The organism is Roseivirga sp. (assembly GCF_034669765.1).
Lineage (GTDB): Bacteria > Bacteroidota > Bacteroidia > Cytophagales > Cyclobacteriaceae > Roseivirga.
The window spans coordinates 1-15,572 of the sequence record NZ_JAXMOQ010000004.1 but is presented as its reverse complement, the minus strand read 5'-3'; the positions used below and the strand labels follow the sequence as shown (position 1 = coordinate 15,572).

The 15,572-nt window shown below is 38.5% G+C and carries 17 protein-coding genes; all 17 read left to right on the top strand.

The window, feature by feature from the left end; all coding sequences use genetic code 11:
• The first annotated feature begins 4 nt into the window (after positions 1–4).
• Positions 5–1,042, top strand: coding sequence for an N-acetylneuraminate synthase family protein (locus tag VOI17_RS08780; protein ID WP_323756876.1), 1,038 nt, complete (start codon positions 5–7; stop codon positions 1,040–1,042).
• A complete protein-coding gene (gene neuC, locus VOI17_RS08775; protein ID WP_323756875.1) occupies positions 1,039–2,163 on the top strand; it encodes a UDP-N-acetylglucosamine 2-epimerase in 1,125 nt (374 codons plus the stop codon). Before VOI17_RS08780 ends, neuC begins: the two co-directional genes overlap by 4 nt.
• Positions 2,163–2,921: an imidazole glycerol phosphate synthase cyclase subunit gene (locus VOI17_RS08770; RefSeq protein WP_323756874.1), complete on the top strand. Its 759-nt coding sequence runs from the start codon at positions 2,163–2,165 to the stop codon at positions 2,919–2,921. Before neuC ends, VOI17_RS08770 begins: the two co-directional genes overlap by 1 nt.
• On the top strand, positions 2,918–3,577 hold the full coding sequence (gene hisH / locus VOI17_RS08765) for an imidazole glycerol phosphate synthase subunit HisH (protein WP_323756873.1): 660 nt from the start codon (positions 2,918–2,920) through the stop codon (positions 3,575–3,577). Before VOI17_RS08770 ends, hisH begins: the two co-directional genes overlap by 4 nt.
• Positions 3,564–4,793 carry an N-acetyl sugar amidotransferase gene (locus tag VOI17_RS08760; protein WP_323756872.1) on the top strand — a complete coding sequence of 410 codons (1,230 nt, stop codon included), beginning with the start codon at positions 3,564–3,566 and terminating at the stop codon, positions 4,791–4,793. Before hisH ends, VOI17_RS08760 begins: the two co-directional genes overlap by 14 nt.
• A gap of 170 nt (positions 4,794–4,963) precedes the next feature.
• Positions 4,964–6,370: a hypothetical protein gene (locus VOI17_RS08755; protein ID WP_323756871.1), complete on the top strand. Its 1,407-nt coding sequence runs from the start codon at positions 4,964–4,966 to the stop codon at positions 6,368–6,370.
• Between the two features lie 52 nt (positions 6,371–6,422).
• Entirely contained in the window at positions 6,423–7,430 is a 1,008-nt protein-coding gene (pseB, locus tag VOI17_RS08750) for a UDP-N-acetylglucosamine 4,6-dehydratase (inverting) (protein WP_323756870.1), read from the top strand.
• On the top strand, positions 7,430–8,635 hold the full coding sequence (gene pseC / locus VOI17_RS08745) for a UDP-4-amino-4,6-dideoxy-N-acetyl-beta-L-altrosamine transaminase (RefSeq protein ID WP_323756869.1): 1,206 nt from the start codon (positions 7,430–7,432) through the stop codon (positions 8,633–8,635). The genes pseB and pseC overlap by 1 nt, the downstream gene beginning before the upstream one ends.
• Positions 8,625–9,296, top strand: a complete 672-nt coding sequence (locus tag VOI17_RS08740; RefSeq protein WP_323756868.1) for a class I SAM-dependent methyltransferase — start codon at positions 8,625–8,627, stop codon at positions 9,294–9,296. The genes pseC and VOI17_RS08740 overlap by 11 nt, the downstream gene beginning before the upstream one ends.
• The gene (locus tag VOI17_RS08735) at positions 9,280–10,152 is read left to right on the top strand and encodes an aldo/keto reductase (protein ID WP_323756867.1); all 873 of its coding nucleotides are present in this window, start codon (positions 9,280–9,282) and stop codon (positions 10,150–10,152) included. Before VOI17_RS08740 ends, VOI17_RS08735 begins: the two co-directional genes overlap by 17 nt.
• The gene (locus tag VOI17_RS08730; protein WP_323756866.1) at positions 10,152–10,910 is read left to right on the top strand and encodes a glycosyltransferase family protein; all 759 of its coding nucleotides are present in this window, start codon (positions 10,152–10,154) and stop codon (positions 10,908–10,910) included. Before VOI17_RS08735 ends, VOI17_RS08730 begins: the two co-directional genes overlap by 1 nt.
• 4 nt (positions 10,911–10,914) lie before the next feature.
• Positions 10,915–12,225: an aminotransferase class III-fold pyridoxal phosphate-dependent enzyme gene (locus VOI17_RS08725; RefSeq protein ID WP_323756865.1), complete on the top strand. Its 1,311-nt coding sequence runs from the start codon at positions 10,915–10,917 to the stop codon at positions 12,223–12,225.
• 3 nt (positions 12,226–12,228) lie between these two features.
• Positions 12,229–12,789 (top strand): GNAT family N-acetyltransferase, encoded by a 561-nt coding sequence (locus VOI17_RS08720; RefSeq protein ID WP_323756864.1) that lies wholly within the window; start codon positions 12,229–12,231, stop codon positions 12,787–12,789.
• Positions 12,790–12,793: 4 nt separating this feature from the next.
• Positions 12,794–13,333 carry a UDP-4-amino-4,6-dideoxy-N-acetyl-beta-L-altrosamine N-acetyltransferase gene (pseH, locus tag VOI17_RS08715; RefSeq protein ID WP_323756863.1) on the top strand — a complete coding sequence of 180 codons (540 nt, stop codon included), beginning with the start codon at positions 12,794–12,796 and terminating at the stop codon, positions 13,331–13,333.
• A complete protein-coding gene (locus tag VOI17_RS08710) occupies positions 13,323–13,733 on the top strand; it encodes a MaoC family dehydratase (protein WP_323756862.1) in 411 nt (136 codons plus the stop codon). Before pseH ends, VOI17_RS08710 begins: the two co-directional genes overlap by 11 nt.
• Positions 13,726–14,766: a pseudaminic acid synthase gene (gene pseI / locus VOI17_RS08705; protein WP_323756861.1), complete on the top strand. Its 1,041-nt coding sequence runs from the start codon at positions 13,726–13,728 to the stop codon at positions 14,764–14,766. The genes VOI17_RS08710 and pseI overlap by 8 nt, the downstream gene beginning before the upstream one ends.
• A 15-nt stretch (positions 14,767–14,781) precedes the next feature.
• Positions 14,782–15,572: hypothetical protein (locus VOI17_RS08700; RefSeq protein ID WP_323756860.1), on the top strand; the 791-nt coding region annotated here is incomplete at its 3' end.

Here is a 15,572-nt window from a genome sequence, read left to right as displayed (position 1 = left end):
TTATATGTTTGAAATTCAGGGAAGAAAGGTTGGGTATGATTACGACCCTTTAGTGATTGCGGAGATAGGCATCAATCATGGAGGTTCTTTAACCGTAGCCAAAGAAATGGTAGATGCAGCCCATAGAGCAGGGGCAGAAATCGTAAAGCACCAGACCCATATTATTGAAGATGAAATGTCTTCAGAAGCAAGAGGTATCAAGCCGGGAAACGCTGATATTTCAATTTATGAAATAATGCAGCATTGTGCTCTCAACGAAGAAGAGGAAATTGAAATGCAGCGCTATGTTAATTCAAAGGGCATGATTTTTATGAGTAGCCCGTTTTCTCGTGCAGCTGTAGATAGGCTGCAACGTATGGATGTACCTGCTTTTAAAATTGGTTCTGGAGAGTGTAATAACTATCCCTTACTTAATCATATAGCCTCATTGGGCAAGCCTGTGATTTTAAGTACTGGAATGAACACTATCGCATCTATTAAGAAAGCCACTTCGATTTTCGAAAAACATAAGGTGCCATTTTGTTTGCTGCATACTACAAACCTATATCCTACACCAAACAGCCTAGTTAGGCTTGGTGCTATGGTGGAAATGTCCAATCATTTTCCCGGTGTGCCATTCGGACTTTCAGACCATACACTATCAAATCATGCCTGCCTTGGGGCGGTAGCATTAGGTGCCAGCATATTGGAGAGACATTTCACTGATCATATGCAACGAGTGGGGCCAGATATTATCTGTTCAATGGATGAAGAAGCATGCAGTGAGCTGATCGAGGGAGCAAAGATTATAAAACAGCAGAGAGGTGGAAAAAAAGGGCCTTTAAAGGAAGAGCAAGTTACAATCGACTTTGCGTTTGCTTCGGTATGTACTATAAATCCGGTAGCAAAGGGCGAAAAATTCACCAAGGATAACCTCTGGGTGAAACGACCCGGAACAGGCGATATTAAAGCTGAACTCTACGAGTCGATAATAGGTAAAACTGCTAGTCGAAATTTAGAGAACGACATCCAACTTAAGCTTTCTGATATTTCTGAAGGATGAAAAAGAATATTGTATTTCTGACAGGAACTCGGGCGGACTTCGGTAAGCTTAAATCTTTGATTGATGTATGCGAAGGGCATGATCAGTTTAATGTAAGCTTATTTGTGACAGGTATGCATATGCAAGCACAATACGGCTACACTGTTGATGAAATTTTAAAATACGGCTATTCCGATATTTATAAATTCATTAACCGTACCGATGAAACTACAATGGATCAGACTTTAGCCAAAACGATTTCAGGGTTTTCAGATTATATAAGAGAAAATAAGCCAGACTTGGTTGTGGTACATGGGGATAGAGTAGAAGCCTTGGCAGGTGCTACTTCCGCTGCCCTAAACAATATCCTGGTGGCTCATATAGAAGGCGGAGAAGTCTCTGGGACTATCGATGAATTAATAAGGCATGCCGTAAGCAAAATGTGCCATGTGCATTTTGTATCTAATGAAAGGGCGAAAAAAAGGCTTATGCAAATGGGTGAACTTAACGAAAGTACATTCACCATTGGAAGCCCAGATGTAGACGTGATGTTTTCCGACAAACTCCCTACGATTGCATTGGCCAAGGAGAGGTATGATATTCCCTTTGATGATTTCGTAATTCTAATGTTTCATCCCGTCACCACTGAGAAGGATAGAATGACAGAATATGCACGACTAGTCGTAGATACAGTATTGGAATCAGGCTTGAATTACGTGGTTATTTACCCTAACAATGATTTAGGCTCCTCTGATATTTTAAGAGAGTACAATAGACTAAGAGGATTAGATAGAATTAAAATATTCCCTTCAGTACGTTTCGAATACTTTTTAACCTTTCTAAAAAATGCACAGTTCATTATAGGAAATTCCAGCGCAGCCATTATGGAGGCACCATATTATGGCCTGCCTGCTATTAACATAGGGAATCGACAAAACAATCGCTCAGAAAACACTGACTTGATACACTGTAGTTATGATAAAACGGCACTGCTTGATGGTATTAAACAGGCCTTAAACTTGAGCTTGACACCTATCGAACTTTATGGAGAAGGCAAGAGCTGTGAGAAATTTATGGATGTATTACTAACTGAAAAATTCTGGAACATCTCAAAACAAAAACTGTTCAACGACATTAATTAATGCATAAACTTAGGTTAATAGCCAGGCTGGATGTTAAAAATGAATTTGTCATTAAGGGAATTCATTTAGAGGGGCTAAGGAAGATAGGAAACCCTAATGTGTTGGCGAAAAAATATTACGATGAAGGTATTGATGAGATTGTGTTCATGGATGCTGTGGCCAGTTTATATGGTAGAAATAACCTGTTTAATATTATCGAGCAAGCCTGTAAAGAGGTATTTGTACCCATAGCCATTGGCGGTGGCATAAGATCATTACATGATATAGAACTGGCGCTTAAGTCAGGTGCAGATAAAATTGTGTTAAATACACAAGCCGTAAAGACTCCCCAAATTATTTCAGATGCCTCAAGAGTTTACGGTTCTCAATGTATAGTAGCTTCTATTGAGGCTAAATCTAAAGGAATCAATAAGTGGGAGGCTTATGTTGACAATGGTAGGGAAGAAACAGGACTTGACGTGATTGAATGGGTCAAAAAACTGGAAGACCTAGGAGTAGGAGAGATAATGGTTACCTCCATTGACCAAGAGGGCACAAAAAAAGGTTTTGATCTAGACCTTATTGATCAGGTGAGTAACATGGTCAGCGTGCCTGTGATTGCTAGTGGGGGGGCTGGCAAGATCAACCATATTGTAGAGCTTAAAAAGAAAACTACAGCATCCGCAGTCGCTCTGGCTTCTCTTATTCATTATAATATTCATTCAATACCTGAGATAAAAGAAAGTGTTATCGCGCAAGATATACACATGAGGTTATGATAAAAGTAGCAGTATTAGACTATGGCATTGGCAATGTGAGAAGCATCACGAATGCACTTACCAGTATTGGTGCAGAGCCTATACTTACCTCTGATAATGAGCTTATTCTGTCGGCTGATGCGTTGATCTTACCGGGAGTAGGAGCGTTCGCAAAAGGCATGCAAAATTTGAAGGATAGGAATCTAGTAGGACTAATTCATCAATTCGTAGATTCAGGAAAACCATTCCTTGGAATATGCCTTGGGATGCAAATGCTTCTAGAGGAAAGCGAGGAGTTTGGATTCAATAAAGGGCTTGGCCTGATCAAAGGAAAGGTGGTCAAGCTTCCATTAAAGTTGGGTAATGAAGAAAAGTTGCCGCATGTATCTTGGAATGAAATATCACCTCCGAGTCATGGTAGGTGGAATAATACGCTTTTGGAATCGACAGCGATTTCATCAGATGTATACTTTATTCATAGCTATGTAGCCCTGCCAAATGACCAAAGTGAAGTGCTTAGTCATACCTTTTATGGGGACGGGTACTTTTGCTCTGCTGTACAAAAAGATAATATTACAGGTTTTCAGTTTCATCCAGAGAAAAGTGGTGCTTTGGGGTTAAATATGTTAAGTGAATTTATTGAATCGACAAGGAAGATAAACTATGAATCAAACTGAAACTTTTTTTGGGCTTCCGGCAGAAGTGAAATTTTGCAAGAAATGCGTGATTTCCAATCAGCGACCTAGCTCCACAGTTGAATTTGAAAATGAGAAAGGTGAGAAGAAGGAGGTAATTAATTTCGATGAGCATGGAGTTTGCTCTGCCTGTAGGTATAATGAAGAAAAAGACCAAGGAATAGACTGGAACCAAAGGGAAGAAACCCTTTTGAAACTTCTCGATAAATTCAGAAGAAACGATGGACGTTATGATGTAATTGTGCCAGGGAGCGGAGGAAAGGATAGCGCTTATACTGCTCATATTTTAAAGCATAAATATGGAATGAACCCGCTGACTGTCACTTGGGCTCCACATTTATATACCGATATTGGTTGGAAGAACTTTACTAACTGGATGCACGAGGGAGCATTAGACAACATCCTATATACTCCTGATGGAAAGTTACACCGATACTTGACCAAGTTGGCCTTTCATAATTTACTTCATCCTTTTCAGCCCTTCATTATTGGTCAAAGAATTATTGGGCCTGCAATGGCTGCGCGCTTTGGTGTGGAATTGGTGATGTATGGAGAAAATCAAGCAGAATATGGTAATAAGGTAGATGAGAATAACATTCCGACCATGGATACCAAATTCTTCTCGGTAGATAACCCTATGAAAATGAAATTGGGCGGTGTAAGTGTGGCTGATTTGATTGATCAGCATGGGTATAAAATGAATGACTTTACACCATATATACCTACCAAGCCAGAAGTACTTAAAGAAAAAGGTATTCAAGTGCATTATCTGGGATATTATCTGAAATGGGATCCGCAGGAGTGTTACTATTACGCAGTTGAGAATACTGGATTTCAGGCCAATACGGAGCGTACAGAAGGGAGTTACTCTAAGTACAGCAGTATAGATGATAAAATCGATCCATTTCACTACTATACTACTTTGATTAAGTTTGGCATTGGCCGCGCCACTTATGATGCTGCTCAAGAGATAAGAAATGACAAAATTACCAGAGAAGAAGGAGTGGTATTAGCTCAGAAATTTGATCAGGAATTTCCAAAGCGCTTTTTTCAGGAGTTTCTTGAATATATTGATACCACCGAAGAAGAATTCTGGGAGACAATAGAAAAAAATAGATCCCCTCACCTTTGGGCAAAGGATATCAATGGAGAATGGAAACTGCGGCATACAGCAGCTCGTGATGGTTTGGATGATTAATACTAAACCAAAGATGCTGAAAGTATTAGATTCGTCCGCACCCCGTTAATTATTCTTTTCAGTGGCTGTGAATAATACAATGTATGCAAGGTTTAAGAAACTGAGCTTTGAATTGGAGTTCTTCATGAAAGAGTCCATTCATATTATGAAACCCATGGTAGTTATACCTTATGAATGACGATTTGAAATACAAGTTTACTGTAAACCCTCATGTTTATGAAAATACGGGAGTAACGGCCAATGAGCTTGATAAGGCTACTGCAAAAGCAGAGTTGACGTTAAATGATCTTAACCCAGAACTTGAAATTGGTTCTATGCTTAAGGGACCCATTGGCTGGGTTTTCTCTGAAGGGGGACCTTTAAAAACAAGACCTTCCTTGTTGAAATTGTTTTTGGTCGCATTATTCGAGGTAATCAAAGCAAAAAGTACAGCTTCAACAAAGGTCAAATTATTACTGATTAGAAATTCAAATAAGTATCATTTTCAATCTTTAATTAATCCGATTCACGAAAGATTTCGAGCAGATTCAGATTTGATAGTTCATTCAGATAAATCTTTCAATTCAGTGAGGCAAAAAAGATTATACTATCCCGCCAATATAGCACAGGTCTTTAGGTCATTATATATTTCATGGAATTCAAGTAAAAAGGCTCATAAAGTATTGATTGACATGGGGTTCGGAATACCTGAATCAGAAATCCGCTTCGAATTGTTTAAAAGCTTAATGAGTTATTATTATGCCTTGGAATTATGTGAAAAACGAGGCTATAGGATGGTTTTAGTCGATACGGATCGTGGTAATTTGCTAGCTACATCCTTTTGTTTAGCGGCCTCCAAATTGGGTGTTAAGTCTGTTACACTACAGCATGGAGCTATTGATACGGTAGATGGGTATTATCCCGTGATAGCCGATGAGATATGGTGTTGGGGTGACTTCCAAAAAAGGCTGTTACTTGAAGCCGGTTTGAAAAATTCAAGGGTTAGGAATATAGGGAATCCAGTTGCTCAAAAGGGTTCCTTTAAAGGAGGCATGACTAACGTAATAGGCTTTGGTTTATCGGGAGGACATGTGATTGATATTGAAAAGCGTATTATTTTTTGGCTACTGGAGCAGAGTGAGTTAAAGAACTTTGACATAATGATTAAGATTAGACCTTCCCAAGAAGTATTTCCTTGGATGTTGAGTGATCCAAGGTTGAAGATTTATGAAACGGAAGAGCGAACTGATGCCAATAATGATTTTTTCACACAAATAGACCTTCTTATAGTGACCATTAGCAGTATTGGTCCAGAAGCGGTTGCTAGTGGTGTTCCTCTGTGGGTGTATAAAATATCAAGCGTAGATCTTAAATTGGATGAACTATTTGTGAGGACAAGTTTTTTTCCAAATATTTCAGACTCTATTGAATTAGAGAGGGAATCGACAAATTTAAAACTGAAGGGTTTGAAATATTTGGAAGAGCTTTGGTCTACACAAAGTAACTTCATCATGAAGGACTATTATTGCGCTGTAGGTAATATGGCCGTTGAAAATATATGTGAAGGCATACAACAAGAAATTAGAGATTCCAATTAAAGCATAGCTTTGCTAAGCTTTATAACTTTTGAAAGAAGATTAAGTCGTTAAGATGAAAAATAAAACTATCCTTATTACTGGTGGAACGGGCTCTTTGGGCAGGGCCTTAACCTCACATATTCTTACGAACTTTCCTGATGTAAAAAAACTCATCATTTTTAGTCGAGATGAACAGAAACAGTTCCAAATGGCCCAAGAGTTTCCGGAGTCTGAGTATCCGCAAATTCGTTTTTTTATAGGAGATGTGCGTGACTATGAGCGTTTAAAAAGGGCATTTCAACAGGTAGATCTTGTCATACACGCGGCCGCTATGAAGCATGTACATATTGCGGAGTACAATCCAGAAGAATGTATTAAGACAAATATAGATGGGGCTCAGAATGTAATCAATGCCTGCTTAGCCACCAATGTACAAAGGGTAGTGGCCCTCTCAACGGATAAGGCCTGTGCACCAATTAATTTATATGGAGCTACAAAGCTTACTTCTGATAAGCTGTTTATTGCTGCCAACAATATCAAGGGCACTAATCCTATAAGGTTCTCTGTAGTACGCTATGGAAATGTAATGGGATCTAACGGGTCAGTTATTCCATTTTTTATTAATAAAAAGCCGACCGGTATTTTACCGATAACAGACCCTCATATGACCCGCTTTAACATCAGTTTGCAAGGAGGGGTAGATATGGTAATGCACGCCTTGGAGCATGCCTTAGGGGGAGAATTATTCGTGCCTAAAATACGCTCCTATCGTATCCTAGATGTAGCCGAAGCAGTTGGTCCAGAGTGTGAGAAGCCGATTATCGGAATCCGCCCAGGAGAAAAAGTGCATGAAGAGATGATTACATCATCAGATTCATATAACACCTATGACTTGGGTAAATACTACGTGATTGTACCGACAGTACCCGCTCGCCCTTTAAAGGAATTCTTAGAGCAAAATAACCATAAGAAAGTTGAGGAAGGATTTAGTTATTCTTCTGATAAGAATACGGAGTGGGAAACGGTTGAAAGTTTACGTTCATTGATTATAGAGCATGTGGATCCTGATTTTAAGGTTTAATGAACACTAATATTCCATACGGGCGTCAAAATATTACCGATGAAGATATTCAGGCGGTGGTTGACGTATTAAAGTCTGATTACCTTACCCAAGGGCCAGAGATATTCAAGTTTGAGAAAGCCTTTGCCTATTATGTAGGAAGTAAATATGCAGTGGCAGTGGCCAATGGTACAGCAGCGCTGCACCTATGTGCTTTAGTGCTTGGGGTAAAAGAGGGTGATAAGGTGATCACAACTCCGATTACTTTTGCGGCTTCTGCCAATTGCGTCCGTTATTGTGGAGGTGAAGTAGTTTTTGCCGATATCAATCCTGATACTTACTTATTAGACATTAACAAGGTAAAGACCCTCTTAGCGTCTGCCCCTAAAGGATCATACCAAGGAATTATCCCAGTAGATTTTGCTGGAAGGGCTAATGATTTGGAAGCGTTTCGTGTTTTAGCCGATGAGTATGATTTATGGATCATAGAGGATGCCTGTCACGCTCCAGGAGGATACCTAACTGATTCAAAAGTAGTAAGTCAAAATTGTGGAAATGGCAACTTTGCTGATTTAGCAATCTTCTCTTTTCATCCAGTGAAACATATTGCAGCTGGTGAGGGAGGAATGATTACCACCAATGACAAAACCCTCTATGAAAAACTGTTGATGTTGCGCACCCATGGCATCACGAAAGATACTACCCAATTTCAGAACAGCATTGAGCTAGCGGTAGGTGCTACCCAATACCCAGTACCCAATACCCAGTACCCTGCATGGTACATGGAAATGCAAGCCTTAGGTTATAACTACCGCTTGACCGACTTCCAAGCAGCTTTAGGCTTAAGCCAATTGAAACGAGCAGATGCAGGACTCGTAAGAAGAAAAGAGATAGCAAAAGCCTATTTTGAAGCCTTTAAAGAAAAACCTTTTATTAAGGGGCAATCAGGAGTGGTAGAAGGTCATGCCTATCACCTATATGTGATTGAGGTGGAAGACCGTTTGGGACTATATAATTTCTTAAGGTCAAAAAATATATTTGCCCAAATTCACTATATCCCTTGTCATCTTATGCCCTATTATCGACAGTATGGTTGGAACGAAGGTGATATGCCATTTGCTGAAAAGTATTATTCTCAATGTTTGAGTCTGCCCATGTACCCAACATTAGCGGATAGTGAATTAGAGTTCGTAATTGACACCATACTTAGTTTTTATGAAATCTAGTCAAAAAGAAGCCTTTTTGGCCTATGAAGCCAATGCTTGGTTTGAAAGAAACTTTAAAGTTATTTCTAATTATTCACCTGATAATGATCGAGTAGTTGGTTTGATTGAAGAATATGGACTGAAACCAACAAGTGTATTGGAGATAGGCTGTTCTGCTGGGTATCGTTTGGAAGGAATTAGATCTCGGATTTCAGGGTGCAATGTTCATGGTGTTGAGCCGTCTACACAAGCTATTGATTACGGCAGATCTCACTACCCGAAGGTCAATTTTTTAAATGGGACAGCGGATGATTTGAGTGAGTATGGAGATGAATCTATGGACATTGTTATTGTAGGTTTTGTTTTTTATGTGGTGGATAGAGCAATACTTTTTAAAGTTATTGCTGAGATAGATAGAGTTTTAAAGAATGGAGGGGTTTTGATTATTGTGGATTTCTTTTCAGAAAAAGCTCTTATGAATGCCTATCACCACATTCAAAACTTTAGTGCCTTTTCTTTTAAGCAGAATTACGATGAGGTATTTACAGCCTCGAAATTGTATTACCTGCTGGATAAGTCGACCTGGAGCCATTCAGAAAAAGGGCGTGACGCTTCAGATGATTATCACGACAAGTACAGCATATCGTTATTGAAGAAGGATAATAGTGCAAGCTATAAGTAAACTTGTCTTAGGTACAGTTCAATTTGGGTTGAACTATGGTGTCAATAATAAATTGGGGCAAATGAGTGTTCCTGACGCTCATAAAATCCTCGATTTAGCACTGAATGTTGGTATTAGAACTTTGGATACAGCAGCAGCTTATGGTTCGTCAGAACAGGTGATTGGAGATTATATTAAGTCGAAGGATCAAAACCCGTTCAATATTATCACAAAGCTCGCTTTGAAGAATGGAAAAACTTGGGAAAGCTCACTTGAGAATAGCTTTAGGAATTTAGGTGTGGAAAGTATTGACACCCTAATGTTTCATTCTTACAGAGATTATTTAGAAACTAGGGGAGAGATTCAAGAAATTTTAGTTGCTCAAAAAGGCATAAAATTTCAAAAGCTAGGAGTTTCAGTATATACAAATGAGGAATTGGAAGCTGTGGCTCCCGATAGAAACATTGACTTGGTTCAGTCACCCTTCAATCTTTTGGATAATCATCTCCACCGATCTGATGCATTAATGAAATGCAAGGAGCATAACAAACAAGTGCACACGAGGTCTGCATTTTTACAAGGTCTTTTCTTTATGAAAGCAAATTATATTCCTGAAAAACTAAAGCCGCTTAGCAAGGAAATAGAAGCTGTAAAAGCCATTTCAGAAAAAGCAGGAGTGAGTATTGGTGCTTTGGCGCTGAACTATGCGCTTTCGAAACCTTATATTGATGGGGTATTAATTGGGGTAGACAGCTTAAAGCAATTAGAGCAGAATCTGCAATGGGCACAAACTCAAAACCTAGAATCATATTTTGAAATGATTGACAACTTAATGGTTCAAGAAACGGCTTTGCTTAACCCCGTAAACTGGAGCTGATGAATGTGACAATTGTAACTCAGGCTAGAATTGGGAGCTCTAGGTTGCCTGGTAAAATATTAAAAAGGATAAATGACCAGAGTTTACTTGAAATTCATCTTTCACGATTAAAGAAATCAAAACTTGCGACAAAGATTATTGTGGCTACTACTTTTGAGTCAGGTATAGAAGAGGTTCTGGGAATAGGAAAGAAAATGGAGGTGGATGTATTCCAAGGCGCTACAGACGATGTGTTGGATAGGTTTTATCAAAGCGTCAAAGACTTTGCACCAGATTATGTTGTTAGAGTAACTTCAGACTGTCCTTTAATTGATCCTGACCTAGTAGACAAGGTAATAGAAATGGTGAGGGCCGAGGGTTTGGACTATGGTTCAAATGGCCTCAAAGAGTTATATCCTGATGGACAAGACGTTGAAGTGTTTTCTTTTAAGGCGTTAAAAAAAGCTTGGGAGGAAGCTAAACTTCAATCTGACAGAGAGCATGTGACTCCCTATATTCGAAAGAATAGTGATTTTATGGGGGGCTACTTTTTTAAGGCGCAGAATCTGGGTTGCGAAAAAGATTACAACCAAATTAGAATGACTGTCGATGAGCCAGACGATTTTGAAGCAATTGAAACGTTGATTAATGAGTTAGGAGCAAATGAGCCTTGGCAAACATATACACAGTATATACTAGAGCATTCTGATAAATTCAAGAATCAGTCTATTTATAGAAATGAAGGATATTTAAAGTCGTTGCAAAAAGATAATTTATAATACAATGGGTAAAGGGCAAGCACTTTATAAAAAAGCAAAAACGTTGATCCCAGGAGGGACAATGCTATTATCGAAAAGACCAGAAATGTTCTTACCTGAAAAATGGCCTTCATACTTCAGCAAGGCCAAAGGCTGTCAAGTTTGGGACCTAGACGATAATCAGTATTTAGATATGTCCATCATGGGGATCGGTACGAATATTCTAGGCTATGGGAATGAAACGGTTGATGATGAAGTACGTAGGGTAGTGACACAAGGCAATATGTCAACTCTAAATTGCCCTGAAGAAGTTTATTTAGCCGAAAAATTAGTCGAATTACATCCATGGGGTGATATGGTAAGGTTGGCACGAAGTGGTGGTGAAGCCAACGCAATAGCCATTCGCATCGCTAGAGCCGCATCAGGTAAAGATAAAGTGGCCATTTGTGGTTATCATGGTTGGCATGACTGGTATCTTTCTGCAAATCTAGGAGATGCTGCTGGTTTAAACGGACATTTATTACCAGGCCTGAATCCAGGTGGAGTCCCTCGGAACTTAAAGAATACCGTGCTTCCGTTTAATTACAATGATATTGAAGGCTTAAAGGCTTTGGTTCAGAATAACCCTGATTTAGGAGTTATTAAAATGGAAGTATCCAGAAATATGGGGCCTGAGAATAATTTTTTACATGAGGTTAGAAGTTTAGCGACTAAAAATGGGATAGTATTAGTTTTTGATGAGTGTACTTCTGGTTTTAGACAGACTTTTGGTGGTTTACATAAGATGTATGGGGTGGAACCAGACATGTGTATGTTCGGTAAAGCTTTAGGTAACGGTTATGGTATTACTGCTGTTTTGGGCAGGCGTTCAGTGATGGAAGCCGCTCAGAAAACATTTATCAGCAGTACTTTTTGGACAGAAAGAATAGGGCCAACAGCAGCATTGGCAACATTGGAAGTAATGGCGAAAACTAAGTCATGGGAAACCATTACTGAAATTGGCCTCGATATTACACAACGATGGGCTGATTTAGGTGTGAAATACAATCTCGATATCAATACGGCAGGCTTACCAGCCCTTACCTCTTTTTCGATAGCTTCTGAAGACTGGTTGAAATATAAAACCTTTATCACCCAAGAGATGCTTAAAAAGGGTATTCTGGCTTCAAATAGTGTATATGTTTGCACAGAACATAAGCCTGAATTTGTAAACCGCTATTTTGATGAGCTAGAATCCATTTTCAATACTATATCAGATTGCCAAAAGGGTGAAATCGATATAAATTCATTGTTAGAAAGCCCCGTTTGTCATGGTGGCTTTAAGAGGTTGAATTAGTCAATGCACAGAGAATACAAAGTTTTAGATAATCAGGTTTTCACTGATGGGGAGTATTCGCTCGTTCCAATTCGAGAACAAGATCGGTACGATATCATGCAGTGGCGAAACGAACAGATTTATCATTTACGTCAAGCCGAACCGTTGACTAAGGTGCAACAGGATGCCTATTTTGACAATGTAATAAGTAGTCTTTTTGAGCAACAGAAGCCACAACAAATTTTATTTTCCTTTCTAAAGAAGGGTGAATGCATTGGATATGGAGGCCTAGTTCATATCAATTGGCTAGACAAGAATGCTGAAATTTCTTTTATAATGAATACCGAACTTGAAGAAGACTTCTTTAAGTCGAATTGGAAAATGTTTCTGACTTTAATAGAATCAATTGCTTTCAGGGAATTGAATTTGCACAAAATAGTAACTTATGCTTTTGACTTGAGACCACAAATTTATATCATTTTTGAGCAAAGTGGCTTTAAAAAGGAAGCTAGGCTTAAAGAACATGTCTTCTATAATGGTGATTATATCGATGTTGTGATTCACGGAAAATTAAACAAAAATTGATTTTATGGATATTGAGTTAATAAAGCTTTCATTGGATGATATTGAGCAAGTTAGGGTCTGGAGGAATAGCCCAAATGTTGCCTCCTATATGTATAATGAGAGAGAGATTTCTCCTAGCGATCAACGTAATTGGTTTAACAGTATAAATGAAGAGAAATCACGCTATTGGCTCATTTCCTATGATGAAAAGAAAATAGGTCTAGCAAGTGTTACAGGTATTGATCATACTTTGCAAAGTTGTTATTGGGCTTTTTATCTTGGAGAAAGCTCTGTGCGCGGTGCTGGTATTGGCGCTAAAGTAGAGTATAATGTTCTAGAGTATGTGTTCAATGAACTTAAGTTAAACAAGCTGAGGTGTGAAGTTTTTGTTGACAATGACAAGGTGATTAAAATGCACGAAAAGTTCGGTTTTAGAAGAGAGGCCTATTACCGAGAGCATTGTGTAAAGGAGGGTAAGAAGTTGGATGTAGTTGGCCTAGCCATTCTGAAGTCAGAATGGGATCGTTTGAAGTCATTTCAAAAAAAGGCAATATATGGAGAATAAGGTTACAGTAAATTCCGTGTTTGAGTATGAATTTTCGTTCAATCAGACAGATGTCGAAAATTTCGCAAAGGCATCTGGAGACTTTAACCCTATCCATCTCGATGCAGAATACGCAAAAGACACCATTTTTGGGCGGACAATTATCCACGGCTTTCTAAGCGGAAGTATGTTTTCAAAGGTATTTGGTACTATCTTTCCAGGACATGGTACGATTTATTTAAATCAAAGCTTAAATTTTTTTAAGCCAATGTATACGGAAGAAGAATACAAGGCGGTCTTTACAGTGAAGGAAGTTTATATTGAGAAGCACAGAGCACTAATTACCACAGAAATATTTGATAGCCATAAACAAGTTACAATTTCTGGAGAAGCATTGATACAGCACAATGATATTGCATAATCACATAATAGATAACCAATCACCTGTTTTTATAATAGCAGAGCTTTCTGCTAATCATAACGGAAGTTTAGAAACGGCTATTGAAACAATTCATGCTGCCAAAAGGGCTGGAGCGGACGCGATTAAACTCCAAACCTATACAGCAGATACAATTACCATTGATTGCGACAAAGATGACTTTGTTATAAAAGACACGATCTGGGGAGGGAGAAAGCTATATGATCTTTATAAAGAAGCCTATACCCCTTGGGAATGGCACAAGCGGCTTTTCGAAGTAGCTAAAAAGGAAGGCTTGGTTTGCTTTTCATCACCATTTGATAAAACTGCAGTTGACTTTTTAGAAAAATTGGATGTTCCTGCCTATAAGATTGCTTCTTTTGAGATCACGGATATTCCATTAATCGAATATGTTGCATCAAAGGGCAAACCGGTCATTATTTCCACTGGAATCGCAGAGCAAGCTGATATCGAATTAGCACTGGATGCCTGTAGAAGAATGGGGAATAATGATATTGCATTATTGAAGTGTACTTCTAGCTATCCTGCACCAATCAATGAAGCCAATATGATAATGGTAAAGGATTTGGCAGAGCGTTATGGAGTGATTTCTGGTCTTTCTGATCATACCATGGGGGCGACAGTACCTATTGTAGCCACCTGTTTTGGTGCAAAAATTATTGAAAAACATTTCATACTCGATCGATCAATTGGTGGTCCAGATGCATCTTTTTCTATGAATGAAGAAGAATTTACGGCCATGGTAAAATCAGTTAGAGAGGCAGAAATGGCCATTGGTAAAGTAGATTATACTTTAACCGAAAAGCAGCATAAGGGAAAGGAGTTTTGTCGATCACTTTATGCAGTGAAGGACATTAAGTCCGGAGACATAATTACCGAAGAAAATGTAAGAAGCATCAGGCCGGGTTTTGGCTTGCACCCTAAATACTTAAATAAAATATTAGGTACAAAAATTATGGCTGATGTTGATAGGGGCGAGGCCCTTAGTCCAGATCTGTTTGACTTTATCTCTTAATCATTCCTTGTTCAAATGTCTATTGTTTTAATTCCGGGTGGTATACCTTTAACTACTAAAGTACATAACCTGCTCTCTGCGGATGATTTGGTATTTATAGATAATTGGTTCTATTCTGACTGGTCAAATAAAGGGCAATTTAAGTTGATGAATAAGGATGCGTTCTATAATGAAATGAAGTTACCTAAGGCCAATCAAGTAGAGGTAACCAATAGCTCCAATTATCAAGAGATGCTATCGTTTGTCTTTAACGATTACAACCTTTGGCATATCCTTGAGCGAAAGGATAATTTTGAAAGCCTATATGACTCAGATATTTTAGTGGAAAGATTAGCCGTTTTCGCCTTGTCTATTCTGAAGCAAAATGAAATTAGCAGGGTAATTATTTTTGAAACACCACATGCTCCATTCGATTATGTTTTTTGTAGAGTAGCAGAATATTTAAAAATAGAAGTGAACGTAATTAAACAATCTGCAATTCCGTGGAGGAGTTTGATTACAAAAGGTATTCAAGGTAATGACCGCATTAAGTTGCCCTATGAAGGGGATAGTTCCCACGATAGAAAATTATTGAATGATTATCTCCTCACCAAAACCACATCCTATGAAAGCGCGATACCAACCTATGAAAAGGAGAGGTATGATAAGTTCAAAGGGAAAATATGGAGTTGGAAAGTAGAACTGAATAAGGTGCTTATAAAAAGAGATAAAAACATCGCCATTTCTTTTCTAGAATCCAGATCAAAGTATAAATCATATAGACGATATGTTGAATGTGAGGCAGCCTATGATTCTAACAAAAGAAA